A 19,043-nucleotide genomic window follows, 5' to 3' on the forward strand; every position below is an offset into this window, starting at 1 on the left:
GCAGAAAAGCGATGCCGCCGCTGGGTGCGTTAGGCGCGCAGACGGTTTTCGGTGCTGCCGCGATGGTTTCAGGTCAGCACGGGACGGTTGTCGCGTGCCAGGCTGAACCCGCCTGCGTCGGTGGACTGTTGCGTTGCCGCATGCCATCGCGCGACGTCCTGCGCCGCAGACCTGCGTACGACAGGCGCGATCCCGACGGGACCACGGCAGCGTGCGTCGGGCCGCGGCACCCGCGTGCGCTACGCATTGCCGGCAGCACGTCCTTCGTCGCCGGCGGCAGGTGGCGTGTTGCCGTCGGCTGCCAGCCGCATGCTTTCCGAGACCGGCAGCGCGATCGTGCAACGCACGCCATCGGGGCCAAGCACATACGTGGTCTCGGCCTGCAGCTGATACGGCAGCGCGCGCTCGATCAGTTCGCGGCCGTAGCCGGACCCCTGCGGGGCGGCCCCCGGTGCCGGCATGTCCACGCCGGATTCGCGCCATTCGATGCGCAGGCGCATGCCGTCGTCGGTGTGATGCAGCCGCCAGCGCACCAGCAGGTGCCCGCCAGGCTGCGCCAGCGCGCCGTATTTGTTGGCATTGGTGGCCAGCTCATGCAGGGCCAGCGCAAAGGTCTGCACGGTACTGGAGCGCAGCCGCACTCCACGCGGCCCCTCCAGCACGACCCGCTCACCGCGCCCCTGCGCATCGATTGCGCCCATCGCCGATAGTTCGACCCGCAGCAACTCGTCGAACAGGATGCGGTCGCCGTCGTTCAAGCGTGACAACAGGCTCTGCACGCGCGCCAGCGCATCCAGACGGTCGTTGTAGACCAGTGCCAGCTCGGCGATGCCCTTGCTGCTGCGCCGGGTGCGGTTGAAGACCACGCGCACCACGCCCATCAGGTTGCGCGTGCGGTGCTGCAGCTCGGCCAGCAATACCTGCTGGCGATCTTCCCACTGCCGTCGCCGGGTCACGTCCTGGCCGATCTTGAGATAGCCCAGCGGCTTATCGTTGCCATCGCGCAACGGGCGCGTGGCACCTTCGATGAACACCCGGCTTCCGTCCTTGCATTGATGCCAGCGGATGTTCGGGGCCACGCCGCTACGGCGCGCCTGCTCGAGCTCGTGCTGCGGCACCTCCGCCAGCCGGTCTTCGGCCACAAAGGTCATCGCCATGTCCTGCCCTACCGCTTCCTCGGCGCTCCAGCCGAACACCGCTTCGGCGCCGGGTGGCCAGGTCTGGATCCGCCCGCCGGGGTCGACGGTGAAGATGGCATAGTCCAGCGCGCTCTCCAGGATCACCCGGTGACGCTCCTCGCTGTCCCGCAATGCACCCTGCGCACGTGCACGCTCCAGGGCCTCCCAGGTGCGTGCTGCGGTCTCTTCCACCAGCCGCACCTCGGCCACCGTCCAGTCGCGCGCGTTGCGCTGATTGACCACGAGCGCGGCCACCAGCTGCCCCTGCTTGATCAACGGCACCGCGATCAGCGCACCGATCTCGTTGCCACCGGCCGCCACGCGCTGGTCGTCGGGCAGCGCGCCCCCGGTGCGGGTGTCGCGCACCACCCAGGTGCCCGGCTCGCTCAGCCAGGACAGCGGCCAGGCAGTCAGCACCGTGCCGTGCGCCTGGCTGGCCTGGCCCGGTTGATGCCAGTGGCGCGCGACGAGCGGGCGCCCGCCATCGCCGTCCACGTCCACGTAATAGGCGCACCCGGCGTTCATGTGTTCGCCGAGCAGGCACACCGCCTTGCTCTGGATCGCCGCCGGATCGGACAGCGACCGCAGCGCATCGGAGAGCTTCAGCAGGAAGGCGTTGCGGCCCTGCACTTCGCGCAGCGCCGCCTCGGTGGCCTTGCGGTCGGTGATATCCAGTACGAACTCGAATCCGGTCCCGTCGGGCAGCAGCTTGGAGGCGAACAAGGCCCAACGCAGGCTGCCGTCCTTACGCCGATATTCGCGCTCGTACGGCGTGGCACTGCCCTTGGTCTTGAGCTCGTGGAAGGCATGCGCCGACAACGCGCTCGCCGCCGCCGGCGTCAGGTTCTGCCAGGTCAGCCCGCCCGCCTCGACCTCGGCGCGGCTGTAGCCGGTCATCTTGAGGAACGCATCGTTGGCATCGATCAGGCGGCCGTCCATGTCGAAGTACGTGGCCCCCACCGTTTCGATGGTCAGTGCGGTGCGGAAGCGTTCCTCGCTGGTACGCAGTTGCTGCTCGGCATGCTTGCGATCGGTGATGTCGCGGAAATACACCGACAGGCCGCCGTCGCCGGTGGGATAGATGCTGATGTCGACCCAGTGACCGGGCACCGGCGATGCGGCATCCAGGCGCATCATGCGGCCGCTCTGCGCTGCCTGCAGGTGCGCGCGGTGCGTTGGCGAGCCCACCATCTCCGGGAATTGGTCCCACAGCACCTTGCCGAGCAACGCTGTACGCGTGCGTGCCCACACCGCTTCGGCCTGCCGATTGACGTAGGTGAAACGCCAATGCGCATCCACGCCGTAGAACGCATCGGAAATGCTTTCCAGGATGTCGCGGTTGCGTTCGGCAAGCTGCCATAGCGCTGCCTGCACCTGTCGCTGCTCGGTCACGTCCTGCACCACGATCATCCCGCCGGTCACCTTGTCGCCATCGCGCAGCGCCACGGCGGTGACGCGCAGCCAGCGCTCGCTGTCGCCCCCGACATGCACGAAGTCCACCGGCAAGGCGGAGTCCACCCCACGCAAGGCCAGCGCGCCTGGAAAGTCTTCGCTTGCCACCGGGCAGCCCTGCTGGTCGAAGCCCTTCCAGTGCCCACCATGCACGTCGTCGCGCGACGGAATCCGGTCACCGAGCTGGCTGTGCAGACGCGGATTCCTGTACGTGAAGATGCCGGCGGTATCGAACAATCCCACGCCGATGGGGACCTGATCGAGCACATAGGCCAGCCGCGCCCGGCTGGCGCGCAGCTGCTCATCGGCCTGCTTGCGGGCGGTGACATCGACACCCGCCACGAACCATTCGCGGATGCGGCCATCGGCCTCCATCACCGGCACGGCCTTGGTCGACATCCACGCGACGCTGCCATCGCTGCGGCGTACACGGTGCTCGAGCATGATCGCGCTCCTGCCCTGGATGCCTGCATCGATGCGATCGCGTACCTGCGCACGATCCTCCTCGGGGATGTAGTCGGTGATCCAGCGCCGGTCCGGATCAACCGCCCCCGCGAACGCGTCCGCACTGCCCAGCGCGCACATCTCGCTCCAGTCCGGGCTCACCCGGTAATGCACCTCGGAGCTTGCTGCAGACAAGGCCAGCAATCGCGATTCGCTGGCGCGCAGCGCGCGCTCGGACCGGTAGCGCTCGATGAAATCGGCCGCCGTCCATGCCAGCAGTTCCAATAGCCGTAGCTCATGATCGGCGGGACGATACGGGACGCTGAACTGCGTTCCGAGCAAGCCCAGCAGCGTGCCGTCGCGACTGAACAACGGCGTGAACTGGGCGGCACGGATGCCGCTGCACAGCGCTGCGTCGTAGTCCGGCGTGTGCTTGAGCGGCGCGAACGCTTCGATATCTTCGATCACCAGTTGCCGGCGTTCGCGGCGAATGGCCTGGCAGGTCGCCTGAAACCCGTCCTTCAGGAAATGCTGCACGAACGGGCTATTTTCGTCGTGTCCTTGATAGACGCGCAACTCCATCTCGCTGCTGTGCGCATCGACCAGCTGCACGCAGCCACAGGCGGTGCGCGCGAATGCGCAGGCAAGCGCAGTGATCTCGCTCAACGCGGCGCGCGCGTCCGCTTGCGCCGCCAGGCCGACCTGCAACGCATGCAGCTGGCGCATGCCCTCCAGCTCGTCGCGCAAGGCCACCTCACTCTCGACCTGTGGCCCGGAGGGACTCTTCATTGTGACGGGATCTTTCCTGCAGGAGCCATGATCGATCACTCGCAATCCTTGGCAACCACAATGCGCGATCAACAGCGAAGAGGTTGTCAGCAGCGTGCTCGACACGGACCAGGCGCTGCACGATGACCGCAGCCGTAGCGCGTTCTCGATCAGCGTAGTCCGGGCACCCCAATCCACCGGCGCTTGGCGATACATCACGCAAGGCGCACCTACGGCAACGTCCGCTTGCCGCCGGCCGCAGGCGTTGCGATGCAGTCAGATGCTGATAGGGATCAGCCGGCCCGCAATCTGGCGGAGAGGTGGAAGCACCTCACGCACATGCGCACACCGATCGATGGCACCTCGGCACACGCAGGCGCTGCAGCATGTTCAGCAATGCAGCACATCGACGTCGAACGTCAACGCTCGACCACGACTGCTTCGACACCGACCGGTTCGACACCGACTGCGTCGTCTGCCACATGCCCGGGCAGCGATGCCAGCACCGCATTCCGGAAGCTGGCCGCAAATGCGGCATCGTTGGCCTGATAGAAGGCGCGCGCATTGGCCGATAGCGCATCCAGCTGCACCTGCGGCATGGCGAGTGCGGTATCCACCGCCTGCGCAATGCCCGCTGCGTCCACGTAGTAATACGAGGCCAGGCGCCGCTGGCGCACCTCGGCCGCAGGAATCAGCACGCCATGCTCGGGCCGCACCAACTCGTTCATGGGCTCGCCATCGGTCGCCAGCGTCACCGCGCCGACGCTGAGCGCCTCCATCAGGTAGTGACCGAATCCTTCCGCCTCGGACGGACACAGATGGAACAGATGGGCATTCTGCAGCCGGCGCAGTTCCGCATCGTCCAGATAACGGACGCGGTGATCGATGTTCGGCGCCACCACCGGCTTGCCGGCGGTGCGCGGGTTCTGCACCACGGTCAGCAGCGGCCACTCGGGGTGTTGCTTCCAGGTCTCCAGCAGCACGCGGGTGCCCTTGGCGGTGCTGCGCCCGGCCAGGTGGAAAAACGCGCGCTGCCGCGGCACCTGCGGGTCGTAGCGATCCGGGCTGGTGAAACCGATGAACCGCGTGGTGCAACCCAGGTTCTGGAAAATCCGCTCGGCATGATGGGTCTTGCACAGCACCGCATCGAAGCGCGGCAACAACGGCAGCCACTTGGGCAGCAGCCATTCCGGATTGGGCACCAGCAGATTGATCTGCCCCAGCGCCAGGCAGCGCGCGTAGACGCGTTCGGAAAAGATCTGCAGCGGCACCCGCCCGAACAGCGCGCGGCTGGCCCACAGCCGCGCTTCGCGGCCGGTGTCCTGCAGCCGCTGGCTGGTGAACCCCAGTTCCTGCACCGGCACGCCACCGGCGCGCAGGGTCTGCGCCATCAGCACCATGTCGCGGGTCAGGCCCACGCCGTTGTCGCGGCTGATCACCCGCATCATCGGAAACGCCCTGGCCTGCGCACGCACACCGTCGGGCTGGCGCAGTGTCGAAGCGATGATGTCCTGCGCGATGTCCCGTCCCGTCATGGTGCCTTGCACGTGTGCCAATGGTTGACAAAATCCATCATTATTATGTTTGTTCCAGCCTTGCATCTGCGAGCACCATGTATCCGGTAGCCACCACCCCGCGCGGGCCAACCTCCGCGCCACCGACGATGACCTCCATGGATATGCAACAACCCCGCGTTCTTGTGGTCGACGACGACCCCGACCTGCGCAAGCTGATCGGCGAATTCCTGAGCGCCCACGGCTACCAGGTGGACGTGGCCGAAAACGTGGCGGACATGCGCACGCGCATGGCGCAGCACCGCCCGGACCTCATCGTACTCGACGTGATGATGCCCGGAGAAGATGGGTTGAGTGCGGCACGTGCCCTGGCCAGCGAGCGCGGTTCACCTGCGGTCATCATGCTCAGCGCACTGGGCAACGACACCGACCGCATCATCGGCCTGGAAGTGGGCGCCGACGACTACCTGGCCAAACCCTGCAATCCACGCGAGTTGCTGGCCCGGGTCCGCGCGCTGCTGCGGCGCAGCCAGGCCAGCAGCGAGCAGGCCGACCAGCGCGGCAACGTCTACGAATTCGCCGGCTGGCGGCTGGACGTGGTACGCCGCGACCTGCGCGACCCCACCGGCATCTTCATCAATCTGTCCGATGGCGAATTCGCCCTGCTGCGCACCTTCGTCGAGCACCCGCAGCGGGTGCTCAGCCGCGACCAGTTGCTGGACTATGCCCGCGGTCGCGACACCGACGTCTACGACCGCGCCATCGACAGCCAGATCAGCCGCCTGCGCCGCAAGATCAATGAGCGCGTCCATACCGAGTTGATTCGCACCGTACGCAACGAAGGCTACATGCTGCTGCCGAGCGTCTCGCGCCTGTGAGCAAGCCGGCACGGCGCGGGCTGTCGATCTTTGCCCGTACGTTCGTGTTGCTGGCGGTGGCCCTGTTCACCGCCCAGGTGATCGGCATCGCCCTGCTGGTGATGCGCACGCCGGTGTACGAGCCACCGGTGCATCCGCCGGAGGTGGTGGCGCTGTTGTCCACGCGCATGCCGGCCGGTACCCAGACCCTGAAGGTGCACGATGGTGCGCAGGCGCCGACACCGCCGTCTGGCCAGGTGCGCGACCCATTCGCGGAGATGCTTCTGGCGCATTGGCTGGACGTGGACGCACGCCATGTGCGGTTCTATCGCAGCGCCGACGAGCGCCAGATCCCGCGCCTGGACGAGCAGCCGTTGCAGCGCGCGCGCAGGCTGCCGCAGATGGACGATGCCGCCGCTGGCGACCACGGACAGCGGCCGGCGGAATGGCCGCCCGCCCGTGCGGGTGCGGTCACGACCGACAGCCGGCCCTTCGGCAGTGAAGCAGCGCCGGGCCAGGCGCCGGAAGACTGGGAAAACGAACGGCTGACACCCGGCGTGCCGCTGCTGGACGGCTTCACCGCCGCCCTGCAGCAGCCCGATGGCCGCTGGCGCACGGTGGAGTCGCCGCGCCGGCGGCTGTCGGCCGAATTCAAGACGCACGTCGTGTTGCTGTTCCTGGCCGGCCTGCTCGCCAACGTACCGCTGGCATGGTGGTTTTCGCGCGCGCTGTCGGCGCCGATCAAGCGCTTTGCCGAAGCCGCCGACCGGCTGGGCCGCAACCCGCATGCCCCTGCACTGCAACGCAGCGGCCCGCCGGAGATCGTGCGCGCGGCCGATTCGTTCAACGGCATGCAGGCACGCCTGAACCGCCTGATCAACGAGCGCACCCACATGGTGGCAGCGATCGCGCACGACCTGCGCACGCCGCTGGCGCGGCTGTCGTTTCGCCTGGACGACCTGCAACCGCCGCTCCGCGACAAGGCGCTGGCCGATATCGACGAGATGAAGGCGATGATCTCCGCCGCACTGGATTTCATCCAGAACGATCGTCATCGCGGCGAGCGCGCGCCGCTGGACCTGCGCCTGCTGGTGGAAAGCGTGGTCGACAACGCCACCGATATCGGCGCCGACGCGGTGCTGTTGCCGGGCCCGGCGATCACCCTGGACGGCGACCCGCTGGCGTTGCGTCGCGCGGTGATGAACCTGCTCGAAAATGCGCTCAAATACGGCAAATGTGCCCGCCTGCACCTGCAGCGCGACGGCGAGGACGGCGTGCTGTGGATCGACGACGACGGCCCCGGCATCGACCCGACCCAGCGCGAACAACTGCTGCTGCCGTTCGTGCGTGGCGAGTCTTCGCGCAATCGCGGCACCGGCGGCATCGGCCTGGGCCTGTCGGTGGCGCACAGCATCGTGCTGGCGCATGGCGGCGATCTGCGTCTGGACAATCGCGCCCAGGGCGGATTGCGCGTGACCGTGCGCCTGCCGTGCATGCCGGAGCGGCGCTGAGCGCAGAGCGCGCCGGCCAACGGCGGATCAGTGCGCGAGACCAGTGACGGCGGCGGTGCCAACAGCGGTGGCGACAACGCCTGGCGAGCAGTCGTCGGATGGGCATGGAGGGCGCACCCGCAAAACGCGGTCTGTGCGCTACCGACAATCCACTGCGCGCACCGTCACCCACGGCAATGCGCGCCGCCTCACGGCGCGCCTTCCGCCGCGTGCCGCTCACTCAGTACGCAAACTCGCGAAACACGCGGTCGATATCGCCATTCCAGGCGCCGTGATACAGCGCCAGCTTGCGCTCGGCAGCGGTGACGCCGCTTTCGGCGATCTCGGCGATCACGTCCAGGAACCCGGTCTCGTCCTGCCCGTCGCGGTTCAGGCGTGCGCGGCGACGCAGGCCTTCGCGCGCGATGTTGACCGCCTCCACTGCCAGATCGCGCGCGGTGCCGTTGCGGAACGGCAGGCCCAGCGCGTGCCTGGGCACACCGTCGCGCAGCGCATGCCGCTCGGTGGGGCTGAAATCCTTGACCAGGTCCCAGGCCGCATCCAGCGCAGTCTGGTCGTACAGCAAGCCCACCCAGAACGCGGACAACGCGCACAGGCGATCCCACGGGCCGGCATCGGCGCCGCGCATTTCCAGATATTTCTTCAAACGCACTTCCGGAAACGCGGTGGTCATGTGGTCGGACCAGTCGCGCAGCGTCGGCAGTGCACCCGGCAGCGCCGGCAGCCTGCCCTGCATGAAGTCGCGGAAGCTCTGCCCGCTGGCATCGTGATAGACGCCATCGCGGTAGGAAAAATACATCGGCACATCGAGCAGGTAATCGACGTAGCGCTCGTAGCCGAAGCCGTCTTCGAACACGAAATCCAGCATGCCGGTGCGGTCGGCGTCGGTGTCGGTCCAGATGTGCGAGCGGTAGCTCAGGTAGCCGTTGGGTTTGCCTTCGGTAAACGGCGAATCGGCAAACAGCGCGGTGGCGATCGGCTGCAGCGCCAGCGAGACGCGGAACTTCTTCACCATGTCCGCTTCGGTGGCGTAATCCAGGTTGACCTGCACGGTGCAGGTACGCGTCATCATGTCCAGGCCGAGCGAGCCGACCTTGGGCATGTAGTTCTTCATGATCTGGTAGCGCCCCTTGGGCATCCACGGCATCTGGTCGCGGCGCCACTTGGGCTGGAAGCCCATGCCCAAGAACCCGAGCTGCAACTCGCCGGCCACCTGCGCCACCTCGTCCAGATGGGTGCCGGTTTCCACGCAGGTGTGGTGCAGGGTTTCCACCGCCGCGCCGGAGAGCTCCAGCTGGCCTGCCGGCTCCAGGGTCACCGAGGCGCCGTCGCGCAGCAACGCGATGGTGTGGCCGTTTTCCTGCACGGGCTCCCAGCCGAAACGGGTCAAGCCGGTCAGCAAGGCCTCGATGCCGCGGACGCCTTCAAAGGTGGGCGCACGCAGGTCGTCGAGCTGGAACCCGAACTTTTCGTGCTCGGTGCCGATCCGCCAGTCCGCACTCGGCTTTTCGCCGGAGGCCAGCACCTGGACCAGTTCCGCGCGTTCGGTGATCGGCGTTTCGGCAACGTGGCTGGGACTCGACAAGGGCAGGCTCGCAAACGAAAGGGGTGGGACGATGTGGGGGTCCTCCCCAGCCACCGCAAGGCCCGCACTATACCCGCAGGGCATGGAAGAATTGCCGCCATCGGCCGGGTCTGAGATTTCCATCCATGCGCATGGCGTGGTCCAGGTACGGAATGCGCAGGGGCATGGCGCCTACCGGGGCGTCGCCTGGCTGACGACACACTGTCACGCCGGCCGTCGCCAGCCGTGGCTGCGAAAACGGCGAGCCTTCGCCCGCCGTCGCGCATCGCCATCGATGGGCCGCGGCGGTCACGACCGCCGGGCATCACTCGGCGGCGGGCATTTCCACATCCAGCCCCAGCCAGCCACCGACAATCCCGCGCAGTTCGTCCACGCCCTGGCGCGATTCGCCGGAATAGGTCTGCACGGTCACGCTGTCGCCGAAGCGCGAGGTCACTTCCTTCTTGACCTTCTGCAGCGTCTGCATCTGCTGGCCACGGCCGAGCTTGTCGGCCTTGGTCAGCAAGCCGTGCGCGGGCAGGCCGCGTTCGGCCGCATAGCCGAGCATCTGCAGGTCGTAATCCTTGAGCGGGTGGCGGATGTCCATCACCACCACCAGCCCGCGCAGCGCCTCGCGGGTGCGGAAATAGCGGTCGATGAAGGCCTGCCAATGCGCCTGCAGGTCCTGCGGCACCTTGGCGTAGCCGTAGCCGGGCAGGTCCACCAGGTAGCGCTCGGGCTGGAGCTGGAAGAACACCAGCTGCTGGGTGCGGCCAGGGGTCTTGGACACGCGCGCCAGCGAATTCTGGCGGGTCAGCGCATTGAGCGCGCTGGATTTTCCGGCGTTGGAGCGGCCGGCGAAGGCCACCTCGTAACCGCCATCGTCGGGCAATTGCCGGGCGTTGTGGGCGGACAGGTGGTAGCGGGCTTGTTCGATAAGGAGCGACATCCCCCTAGGATCGCACGTTCGGGCTCTGCCGGTTTTGCTGCACTGTTCGTTGACCCTGGCGCAAAGGCGTGTCGATAATCGAAGCACGCCTGCCACAGCCAGCACCCAACGCGCGCGGGCCGGGTCCATACGGAGCTTTAGCTGATGCGCCATGCTCGTGTGCTAGTCCTCGCCACCCTCGCCGTGCCGGTCATCGCGGCCGTGGCATTTGCGCAGTCGGCGGTCACGCCGATCCCCGATCCGCCGCCCGTGCGCGTTGCGCCGCTGGAGGTGGATCTGGCCAAGACCACCTGGGGCGATGCCAAGGCCGGCCAGGCCAAGGCGGCGGCCTGCGCGGCCTGCCACGGCCCGGACGGCAACCCGGCGGTGGCCATGTACCCGCGCATCGCCGGCCAGACCGAGCGCTACGTGGCGCATCAGGTCGCGCTGATCGCCAGCGGCGAACGCAACACCGGCATGTCGGCGGTCATGGTGCCGTTCGTCAAAGACCTCACGGCGCAGGACATGCGCGACCTGGGGGCCTACTTCGCCACCCAGAAGTCCGCCGCCGGGGTGGCCGACGATGCGGCCATTGCCGAGGGCCCGTACCAGGGCATGAAGTTCTACGAGGTCGGCGAAAAGCTCTACCGCGGCGGCGACATTGCGCGCGGCGTACCGGCCTGCATGGCCTGCCATGGCCCGTCCGGCGGCGGCAATCCCGGCCCGGCCTACCCGCGCCTGGGCGGCCAGCATGCCGAGTACGTGGCGCGGCGCCTGAAGGAATACCAGGCCGGCACCACCCAGGAGCGCAATCCGGCGCTGTTCAATATCATGGCGCAGGTAGCGCACCCGCTGACCGAGCAGGAGATCCAGGCGCTGGCCAGTTATCTGCAAGGTCTGCACGACCGCGCCGACGATGCGGCCGCCGCCCAGATGCCCGCCGGCACCCCGGCACGCTCATGAGCTGACGGTCGCACCTGCCCCACCGTGTCACGACGCCGGTCCCGAGACCGGCGTCGTCGTTTCCCGCTCTCCCCCTCGCCCCACGGAGCCCGCATGAATCTGCTTTCCCGCCTGTCCCTGCTGTTGTTGATCCTGGTACCGCTGGCGGCCTGCGCCGCCGACAAGACGGCGCCACCGGTCGAAGGCGAGGACTACACCCTGATCGACGGCGGCCAGCCGTATGCGCCGCTGGCCGGCAAGGTCGAAGTGGTCGAGGTGTTCGGCTACACCTGCCCGCATTGCGCGCACTTCGAACCCACGCTGGAGGCCTGGGCCGCCAAGCAGCCCGCGTATGTGCGCTTCACCCCGGTGCCGGCGGCCTTCGGCGGATTCTGGGATGCGTTTGCCCGGGCCTATTTCGCCGCCGACATCCTGGGCGTGGCCAAGCGCAGCCACCGCGCGATGTTCGATGCCATCCATGAAAAGCAGAGCGTGCCGACCCAGAACGTGTCTGCAGACGAACTGGCCGTGTTCTATGCCGATTACGGCGTGCCGCAGCAACGCTTCGTCGACACCTTCAAGAGCGAGGCGGTGGACGCCAGGCTCAAGGCCGCACGCGAGTTCGCCCTGCGCAGCAAGCTGCCCGGCACACCGGCCCTCATCGTCAACGGCCGCTATCTGATCGGCGCGCGCAATTACCCGGACATGCTGCGCGTGGCCGACTACCTGATTGCCCGCGAACATGCCGCGCCTGCCAAGCGCTGAACCGCGTAACCGCCACCGACAGCCGCCCGTGGCATCATGCGCCCCGCGGCCGTCCGGCCCTTTCCTCGCCCCACGCTGGAGATCCAATCCGATGAAGACCCGCTTCGCCCTGACGCTGATGGCGCTGCTGCCGATCCTGGTCGCCTGCAAGGCCCAGGACGGCTCGTCCGACACTGCGCCCGCCGCCACCACGCCGGCGGCCGAGACGGCACCCGCTCCGGCCGCCGACCCGGCCGCCCCGCCGGCGGTGGGCGAAAGCGCCACCACCCCGCCACCGGCCGCACCCAGCGCCGCCCCGCGCGCGCCGAATGGCCCGGAGCCGGTCGCCGGCACCGATTATCTGGACATCGACGGTGGCCAGCCGTATCAGCAGGCCGCCGGCAAGATCGAAGTGGCGGAGGTGTTCGGCTATGTCTGCCCGGCCTGCAACGCATTCCAGCCGCTGATCGGGCCGTGGAAGGCCGGGCTGCCGTCGGACGTGCATTTCGTCTACGTGCCGGCGATGTTCGGTGGTCCGTGGGATGACTACGCGCGCGCCTTCTACGCCGCCGAAACGCTGGGCGTGCAGGAAAAGACCCACGAAGCGCTGTACAAGGCCATCCATGTCGACCAGAGCCTGAAGGGCGAGCGCGGCAAGGATTCGGTGCAGGACATCGCCGCGTTCTACGCCAAGTACGGCGTGGACTCCAAGACCTTCATCGACACCATGAGCAGCTTCGGCGTCTCGGCCAAGACCAACCGCGCCAAGCAGTTCGCCACCCGCAGCAAGATCACTGGCACGCCGTCGCTGATCGTCAACGGCAAGTACCTGGTCAAGGGCCAGAGCTTCCCGGACATGCTGCGCATCGCCGATCACCTGATCGCGCGCGAACGCGCCACGCTGGCCAAGTGAGCCGGACGACCGCAACGCCGTGAACGCTTCGGACTCGCGCACCCTGCGGGTGCTGACCGCCAATATCCAGGCCGGCTCCAGCACCCGCCGCTACAGCGATTACGTGACCCGCAGCTGGTCGCATGCGCTGCCGCTGGGAGCAAAGCGCACCAGCCTGGACAGCATCGCCAAGCTGGCCGGCGAACGCGACATCGTCGGCCTGCAGGAAGCCGACCCGGGCAGCCTGCGCTCGGGCTTCACCAACCAGACCCACTACCTGGCCGAGCGCGCCGGCTTCCATTACTGGAGCCACCAGCCCAACCGCCGCATGGGTGGGGTGGCCTCCAGCGCCAACGGCCTGCTCAGCAAGCTCGAACCGCTGGAAGTGCAGGACCATGCCTTGCCCGGCCGCATCGGCGGGCGCGGCATCCTGCTTGCCAAGTTCGGGCAGGGCCGCGAGGGGCTTGCGGTGGCGGTGGCGCATCTGTCGCTGGGCGCCAATTCACGCATGGCGCAACTGGCCTTCATCGCCGAACTCCTGTCCGAGCATCCCAACGCCATGCTGATGGGCGACTTCAACTGCGTGGCCGACCGGCCGGAAATGCAGGCCCTGTACCGCCACACGCGCCTGCAGCCGCCAAGTTGCGTGGTGCATACCTTCCCGAGCTGGCGGCCGGACCGGGCGATCGACCATATCTTGGTCAGCGACAGCCTGGTGATCGAACACACCGAAGCCATACCGGCAGCGTTTTCGGATCATCTGGCGGTCGGCATGGATATCCGCGTGCCACTGCAGCTGCTGCGCTAGCGCACGCAAGCTGCCAACGGGTTCGCACTGGCGAACTCGACCGATGACACCCCCTCGACACCGCCTGTGCGATAACGCAGGCGGTTTTTTGTTGGGAGCACATCACGTGATACGCATCGTATGAGTGCGTTGCCATGAGTGCGACAGCGCCGCACACCCAGCCGGTCCGTACCCTGCGCCCGGTGTTCGTGCTGGCGGCCACGGTCGTGTGCACGTTTGCCGTGCTGGTGTCGTTGTTTCCGCTTGAATCAGGCCGCGTGCTGCTGGATGCGCAGACCTGGGCCTCGCGCAATGTCGGCTGGTACTACCTGCTGGCAATGACGGTGTACCTGGTGTTCGTGCTGGGCGTGGCCTTGTCCAGCTACGGCAACATCAAGCTCGGTGCCGATCACGACGAACCGGAATTCAGTTATCTCTCCTGGGCCGGCATGTTGTTCGCGGCCGGCATCAGCATCACGCTGTTCTTCTTCTGCGTCTCCGAACCGCTCACCCATTATCTGCAGCCGCCCCAGGGCGGCACCGGCAACGGCGAAGCATCCGCACGGCAGGCCATGCAGTTGCTGTTCCTGCACTGGGGCCTGCATGGCTGGGGCGTGTTCGCACTCGCCGCCATGGCGCTGGCCTATTTCGCCTTCCGCCACAATCTGCCGCTGGCGTTGCGTTCGGCGCTGTATCCGCTAATCGGCAAGCGTATCAACGGGCCGATCGGTTACACCGTGGACGCACTGGGCATCGTAGCCACCGTGTTCGGCCTGGGCGCGGACATGGGCTTTGGCGTGCTGCACCTAAACGCCGGCCTGGGCACCCTGATGGACGTTCCGCATGCGCACTGGGTGCAGGTCGCGCTGATCGCGGCAATGATGGGCGCGGCAATCATTGTCGCGGTCTCCGGCGTGGAAAAAGGCGTGCGCTGGATGTCGGACATCAACATGCTGCTGGCGATCGCGCTGTTGCTGTTCATGCTGTTTGCCGGCCCCACGCAGTACCTGCTCAATGCCTTGATGCAGAACCTGGGCGACTACCTGGGCAGCGTGGTCGGCAAGAGTTTCGATGTATATGCCTATGGCGGCCGCGCCGACTGGCTGGGCAACTGGACGGTGTTCTACTGGGCCTGGTGGATCGGCTGGGCGCCATTCGTGGGCTTGTTCATCGCGCGCATTTCGCGCGGGCGCACCATTCGCGAGTTCGTGCTGGGCGTGCTGTTGATACCGCTCGGTTTCACGCTGGCGTGGCTGTCGATCTTCGGCAATAGCGCACTGGATCAGCTCCTGCACCACGGCCAGGCAGCGTGGGCACAGCAGGCCATCGACACCCCTGAGACAGTGTTGTATTCGCTGCTGCAGAGTTACCCGTGGAGCCGCACGGTGATCACGGTGACCGTGGCGATCAGTTTCGTGTTCTTCGTGACCTCGGCCGATTCCGGCACGGTGGTGTTGTCCACGCTGTCCTCGCATGGCGGCGAACCGCACGACGACGGGCCGCGCTGGCTGCGCGTGTTCTGGGGCGTGCTCACTGCCGTGGTCACCGCAGGCCTGTTGCTGGCCGGCAGCATGGACGCGCTGAAATCGGCGGTGGTGCTGGCATCGTTGCCGTTCTCGGCGGTGTTGCTGTTGATGGCGTGGGGGCTGTCGCGCGCGCTCAGCGAGGAATCGCAGCGCAAACGTGCACAGCTGCATAGCCCCAGTCCGTTGATCGGGCAATCGCGCCATCATGGCGGGTGGCGGCAACGCCTGGGCCAGGCCATGCATTTCCCGGCGCGCGACGAGGTCTATCGCTTCATGCGCGACCAGGTGCGCCCGGCCATCGAGGCGGTGACCGCACAGCTGCAGGAAGAAGGCTGGAACGTCAGCAGCCGCATCGACGACGGCGACATGGACATCAGCGTCGATCATGGCGAGCAACAGGGTTTCCGCTACCAGGTAGTCCTGCGCGGGTATCTCACTCCGTCGTTTGCCGCACAGCGCCTGCGCAACCAGCGCTATTACCGCGCTGAAGTGTATCTGTACGAAGGCAGCCAGGATTACGACCTGGTCGGTTACAGCCGCGAGCAGATCATCAACGACATCATCGATCAATACGAGCGTCACCTGCAGTTCCTGCACCTCACCCGCTGAGTTGCAGCACTACGGCGCCTGTCCCCAGGAGGTTTGTCATGCCACGTTTTCCCGACCAGTTGCTGTACATCGGCGGCCGTCATGTTCCCGCCCGCGGCGGCCACACGTTCGAAGTGGTCAACCCAGCCACCGGCGAGGTGCTGGCCAACGTGCACAATGCCGGTGCCGACGACCTGGATGCCGCTGTCGACAGCGCCAGGGCCGGCCAGCGCGAATGGGCGGCGCTGACCACGGTGGAGCGCTCGCGCATCCTGCTGCGCGCGGTGGCATTGCTGCGCGAGCGCAACGATGCGCTGGCCGAGCTGGAAACGCTCAATACCGGCAAACCGCTGAGCGAAACCCGCAGCGTGGACGTCGTCACCGGCGCCGACGTGCTGGAGTACTACGCCGGTGTGGCGCACGCACTGCAGGGTGCGCAGGTGCCGCTGCGCGAAGGCAGTTTTTTCTACACGCGCCACGAACCGTTGGGCGTGGTCGGCGCGATCGGCGCATGGAATTACCCCATCCAGATCGCGCTGTGGAAGGCCGCACCCGCGCTGGCGGCCGGTAACGCGATGATCTTCAAGCCCAGCGAAGTCACCCCGCTCACCGCACTCAAGCTTGCCGAGCTGTTCACCGAAGCCGGCCTGCCCGATGGCGTGTTCAACGTGCTGCCCGGCGATGGTGCCAGCGTGGGCACCGCGCTCACCGAACACCCGCAGATCGAAAAGATCAGCTTCACCGGCGGCACCGCCACCGGCCGCAAGGTGATGGCCAGCGCATCGAGTTCGTCGCTGAAGGACGTGACCATGGAACTGGGCGGCAAGTCGCCGTTGATCGTGTGTGCCGATGCCGACCTGGATCTGGCCGCCGACATCGCGATGATGGCCAACTTCTACAGCTCCGGGCAGGTGTGCACCAACGGCACCCGCGTGTTCGTGCCGCGCGCGCTGCGCAACGCCTTCGAAGCGCGGCTGCTGGCGCGCGTGCAACGCATCCATATCGGCGACCCGCTGGATACGCGCACCACCTTCGGCCCATTGGTCAGTGCGGCGCACATGCAGCGGGTGCTCGACTACATCGAACAGGGCAAGGCCGAGGGTGCACGCCTGCTATGCGGCGGCGAGCGCCTGCGCGATGGTGCGCTGGCGCAGGGCTATTACGTGGCCCCGACCATCTTCAGCGATTGCACCGACGTGATGGCCATCGTGCGCGAAGAAATCTTCGGGCCGGTGCTGAGCCTGCTCACCTACGACGAGGAGGACGAGGCGATCGCGCGCGCCAATGCCACCAGCTATGGCCTGGCGGCCGGCGTGGTCACCCCGGATCTGGTCCGTGCGCATCGGCTGATCCATCGCCTGGAAGCAGGCATCTGCTGGATCAACACCTGGGGCGAATCGCCCGCACCAATGCCGGTGGGCGGCTACAAGCAATCCGGCGTGGGGCGCGAGAACGGCCTGGCCACCTTGCAGGCGTATACGCGTACCAAATCGGTCCAGGTCGAGCTGGAACGCTACGCCTCGGTGTTCTGAGGGGTTCGCCCCCGGGTTGCAGTCGCTCGGCGGCTGCCTCCTGCCAACCATTCGCGGGGCGTGGCCACACGCTGCCGCAGCAAGACCGCACAACTGCGCAGCACCTTCGACTGCCGCTGCACCGCAGATGCTTCAGGAGACCACCATGCAACGCGAATACGACTACATCATCATCGGCGCAGGTTCGGCCGGTAACGTGCTGGCCGCGCGCCTGACCGAAGACCCGGGCGTGACCGTGCTGTTGCTCGAAGCAGGCGGGCCGGACTACCGCCTGGACTTCCGCACCCAGATGCCCGCAGCGCTGGCATTTCCGCTGCAGGGCCGCCGCTACAACTGGGCCTACGAGACCGAGCCGGAACCTTACATGGACAACCGGCGTATGGAGTGCGGGCGCGGCAAGGGCCTGGGTGGCTCCTCGCTGATCAACGGCATGTGCTACATCCGCGGCAACGCGCTGGACTTCGATCACTGGGCCAGGCGACCGGGCCTGGAGGACTGGAGCTACCGCGATGTGCTGCCCTACTTCCGCAAGGCAGAGACGCGCGATACCGGCGCCAACGATTACCACGGCGGCGAGGGCCCGGTGAGCGTGGCAACACCGAAGAACGATAACAACGTGTTGTTCCATGCCATGGTCGAGGCGGGCGTCCAGGCGGGCTACCCACGCACCGACGATCTCAACGGCTATCAGCAGGAAGGCTTCGGGCCGATGGATCGCACCGTCACCCCGCGCGGCCGCCGCGCCAGCACTGCGCGCGGTTACCTGGACATGGCCAAGCCGCGCGATGGTCTGCACATCGTCACCCACGCCACCACCGACCGCATCCTGTTTGCCGGCAAGCGCGCCATCGGCGTGCATTACCTGGTCGGCAACAGCAGCGAAGGCATCGATGCGCATGCCCGCCGCGAAGTGCTGGTGTGCGCCGGCGCGATTGCATCGCCGCAACTGTTGCAGCGCTCCGGCGTGGGCGCGCCCGATCTGCTGCGTGCACTCGACGTACAGCTGGTGCACGACCTGCCAGGCGTGGGCCAGAATCTGCAGGACCATCTGGAGGTCTACATCCAGTACGCGTGCACCAAGCCGGTGTCGCTGTACCCGGCCTTGCAATGGTGGAACCAGCCTGCGATCGGCGCCGAATGGCTGTTCGCCGGCACCGGCACCGGTGCCAGCAATCAGTTCGAAGCCGGCGGCTTCATCCGCACGCGCGATGAGTTCGACTGGCCCAACATCCAGTACCACTTCCTCCCCGTCGCCATCAATTACAACGGCAGCAATGCGGTGAAGGAGCACGGCTTCCAGGCGCATGTCGGCTCGATGCGCACGCCCAGCCGCGGACGCGTGCATGCCAAGTCGCGCGATCCGCATCAGCATCCGTCCATCCTGTTCAATTACCAATCCACCGACCAGGACTGGCAGGAATTCCGCGACGCGATCCGTATCACCCGCGAGATCATCGCCCAGCCCGCGCTCGATGCGTACCGCGGCCGCGAAATCAGCCCGAGCGCCGATTGCAGGACCGATGCGGAACTGGATGCCTTCGTCCGCGCGCGTGCGGAAACCGCCTACCACCCGTCGTGTTCGTGTGCGATGGGCACCGACGACATGGCCGTGGTCGATGGGCAGGGCCGCGTGCACGGCATGGAAGGCCTGCGCGTGATCGACGCGTCCATCATGCCGCGCATCATTACCGGCAACCTCAATGCGACCACCATCATGATCGCCGAGAAGATCGCCGACCGCATGCGCGGGCGCACTCCCTTGCCGCGCAGCACGGCCGACTATTACATCGCAGGCGATGCGCCGGTTCGCCGTTGA

The 19,043-nt window shown here is 67.0% G+C and carries 13 protein-coding genes; 9 read left to right on the forward strand and 4 right to left on the reverse strand.

The features are described 5' to 3' along the window. Window positions 1-239: 239 nt before the first annotated feature. Window positions 240-3,863, reverse strand: coding sequence for a PAS domain S-box protein (locus RZV17_RS16555; protein ID WP_355605070.1), 3,624 nt, complete (start codon window positions 3,861-3,863; stop codon window positions 240-242). 398 nt (window positions 3,864-4,261) lie between these two features. Then, entirely contained in the window at window positions 4,262-5,377 is a 1,116-nt protein-coding gene (locus RZV17_RS16560) for a glycosyltransferase (protein ID WP_355605074.1), read from the reverse strand. A 137-nt stretch (window positions 5,378-5,514) separates the two neighbouring features. On the opposite strand from RZV17_RS16560, the gene RZV17_RS16565 reads away from it, so the two are divergent. Both RZV17_RS16565 and RZV17_RS16570 read left to right on the forward strand, forming a co-directional pair. Further along, window positions 5,515-6,234, forward strand: coding sequence for a response regulator (locus RZV17_RS16565; protein WP_081422439.1), 720 nt, complete (start codon window positions 5,515-5,517; stop codon window positions 6,232-6,234). Beyond that, complete coding sequence (locus tag RZV17_RS16570; RefSeq protein WP_355605078.1) at window positions 6,231-7,724, forward strand: ATP-binding protein; 1,494 nt, start codon at window positions 6,231-6,233, stop codon at window positions 7,722-7,724. The genes RZV17_RS16565 and RZV17_RS16570 overlap by 4 nt, the downstream gene beginning before the upstream one ends. A 220-nt stretch (window positions 7,725-7,944) precedes the next feature. Here RZV17_RS16570 and RZV17_RS16575 read toward each other — a convergent pair whose 3' ends face one another. Together RZV17_RS16575 and yihA are read right to left on the reverse strand one after the other, a co-directional pair. Then, window positions 7,945-9,309, reverse strand: a complete 1,365-nt coding sequence (locus RZV17_RS16575) for a glutamate--cysteine ligase (RefSeq protein WP_355605081.1) — start codon at window positions 9,307-9,309, stop codon at window positions 7,945-7,947. A gap of 304 nt (window positions 9,310-9,613) precedes the next feature. After that, a complete protein-coding gene (yihA, locus tag RZV17_RS16580; RefSeq protein ID WP_355605084.1) occupies window positions 9,614-10,237 on the reverse strand; it encodes a ribosome biogenesis GTP-binding protein YihA/YsxC in 624 nt (207 codons plus the stop codon). Between the two features lie 144 nt (window positions 10,238-10,381). On the opposite strand from yihA, the gene RZV17_RS16585 reads away from it, so the two are divergent. The 7 genes from RZV17_RS16585 (at window position 10,382) to betA (ending at window position 19,043) form a co-directional block, all read left to right on the forward strand. Then, window positions 10,382-11,179, forward strand: a complete 798-nt coding sequence (locus tag RZV17_RS16585; protein WP_039411918.1) for a c-type cytochrome — start codon at window positions 10,382-10,384, stop codon at window positions 11,177-11,179. A 93-nt stretch (window positions 11,180-11,272) separates the two neighbouring features. After that, complete coding sequence (locus tag RZV17_RS16590) at window positions 11,273-11,923, forward strand: thiol:disulfide interchange protein DsbA/DsbL (protein WP_039411915.1); 651 nt, start codon at window positions 11,273-11,275, stop codon at window positions 11,921-11,923. 91 nt (window positions 11,924-12,014) lie between these two features. Beyond that, window positions 12,015-12,815, forward strand: a complete 801-nt coding sequence (locus tag RZV17_RS16595) for a thiol:disulfide interchange protein DsbA/DsbL (protein WP_355605089.1) — start codon at window positions 12,015-12,017, stop codon at window positions 12,813-12,815. A gap of 49 nt (window positions 12,816-12,864) precedes the next feature. After that, window positions 12,865-13,602: an endonuclease/exonuclease/phosphatase family protein gene (locus RZV17_RS16600; RefSeq protein ID WP_047694993.1), complete on the forward strand. Its 738-nt coding sequence runs from the start codon at window positions 12,865-12,867 to the stop codon at window positions 13,600-13,602. A gap of 134 nt (window positions 13,603-13,736) precedes the next feature. Continuing rightward, entirely contained in the window at window positions 13,737-15,716 is a 1,980-nt protein-coding gene (gene betT, locus RZV17_RS16605; RefSeq protein WP_355605092.1) for a choline BCCT transporter BetT, read from the forward strand. A gap of 38 nt (window positions 15,717-15,754) precedes the next feature. After that, window positions 15,755-17,227 (forward strand): betaine-aldehyde dehydrogenase, encoded by a 1,473-nt coding sequence (betB, locus tag RZV17_RS16610; RefSeq protein ID WP_355605095.1) that lies wholly within the window; start codon window positions 15,755-15,757, stop codon window positions 17,225-17,227. 145 nt (window positions 17,228-17,372) lie between these two features. After that, a complete protein-coding gene (gene betA, locus RZV17_RS16615) occupies window positions 17,373-19,043 on the forward strand; it encodes a choline dehydrogenase (RefSeq protein WP_355605098.1) in 1,671 nt (556 codons plus the stop codon).

The sequence above is a fragment of the Xanthomonas cannabis genome, assembly GCF_040616535.1.
GTDB classification, from domain to species: domain Bacteria; phylum Pseudomonadota; class Gammaproteobacteria; order Xanthomonadales; family Xanthomonadaceae; genus Xanthomonas; species Xanthomonas cannabis.

Coding starts and splice junctions, on each gene's coding strand:
- RZV17_RS16565 (WP_081422439.1), top strand. CDS start 5,515: ATGGATATGCAACAACCCCGCGTTCTTGTGGTCGACGACGACCCCGAC.
- RZV17_RS16560 (WP_355605074.1), bottom strand. CDS start 5,377: ATGACGGGACGGGACATCGCGCAGGACATCATCGCTTCGACACTGCGC.
- RZV17_RS16585 (WP_039411918.1), top strand. CDS start 10,382: ATGCGCCATGCTCGTGTGCTAGTCCTCGCCACCCTCGCCGTGCCGGTC.
- RZV17_RS16590 (WP_039411915.1), top strand. CDS start 11,273: ATGAATCTGCTTTCCCGCCTGTCCCTGCTGTTGTTGATCCTGGTACCG.
- betB (WP_355605095.1), top strand. CDS start 15,755: ATGCCACGTTTTCCCGACCAGTTGCTGTACATCGGCGGCCGTCATGTT.
- betA (WP_355605098.1), top strand. CDS start 17,373: ATGCAACGCGAATACGACTACATCATCATCGGCGCAGGTTCGGCCGGT.
- RZV17_RS16595 (WP_355605089.1), top strand. CDS start 12,015: ATGAAGACCCGCTTCGCCCTGACGCTGATGGCGCTGCTGCCGATCCTG.
- yihA (WP_355605084.1), bottom strand. CDS start 10,237: ATGTCGCTCCTTATCGAACAAGCCCGCTACCACCTGTCCGCCCACAAC.
- RZV17_RS16555 (WP_355605070.1), bottom strand. CDS start 3,863: ATGAAGAGTCCCTCCGGGCCACAGGTCGAGAGTGAGGTGGCCTTGCGC.
- betT (WP_355605092.1), top strand. CDS start 13,737: ATGAGTGCGACAGCGCCGCACACCCAGCCGGTCCGTACCCTGCGCCCG.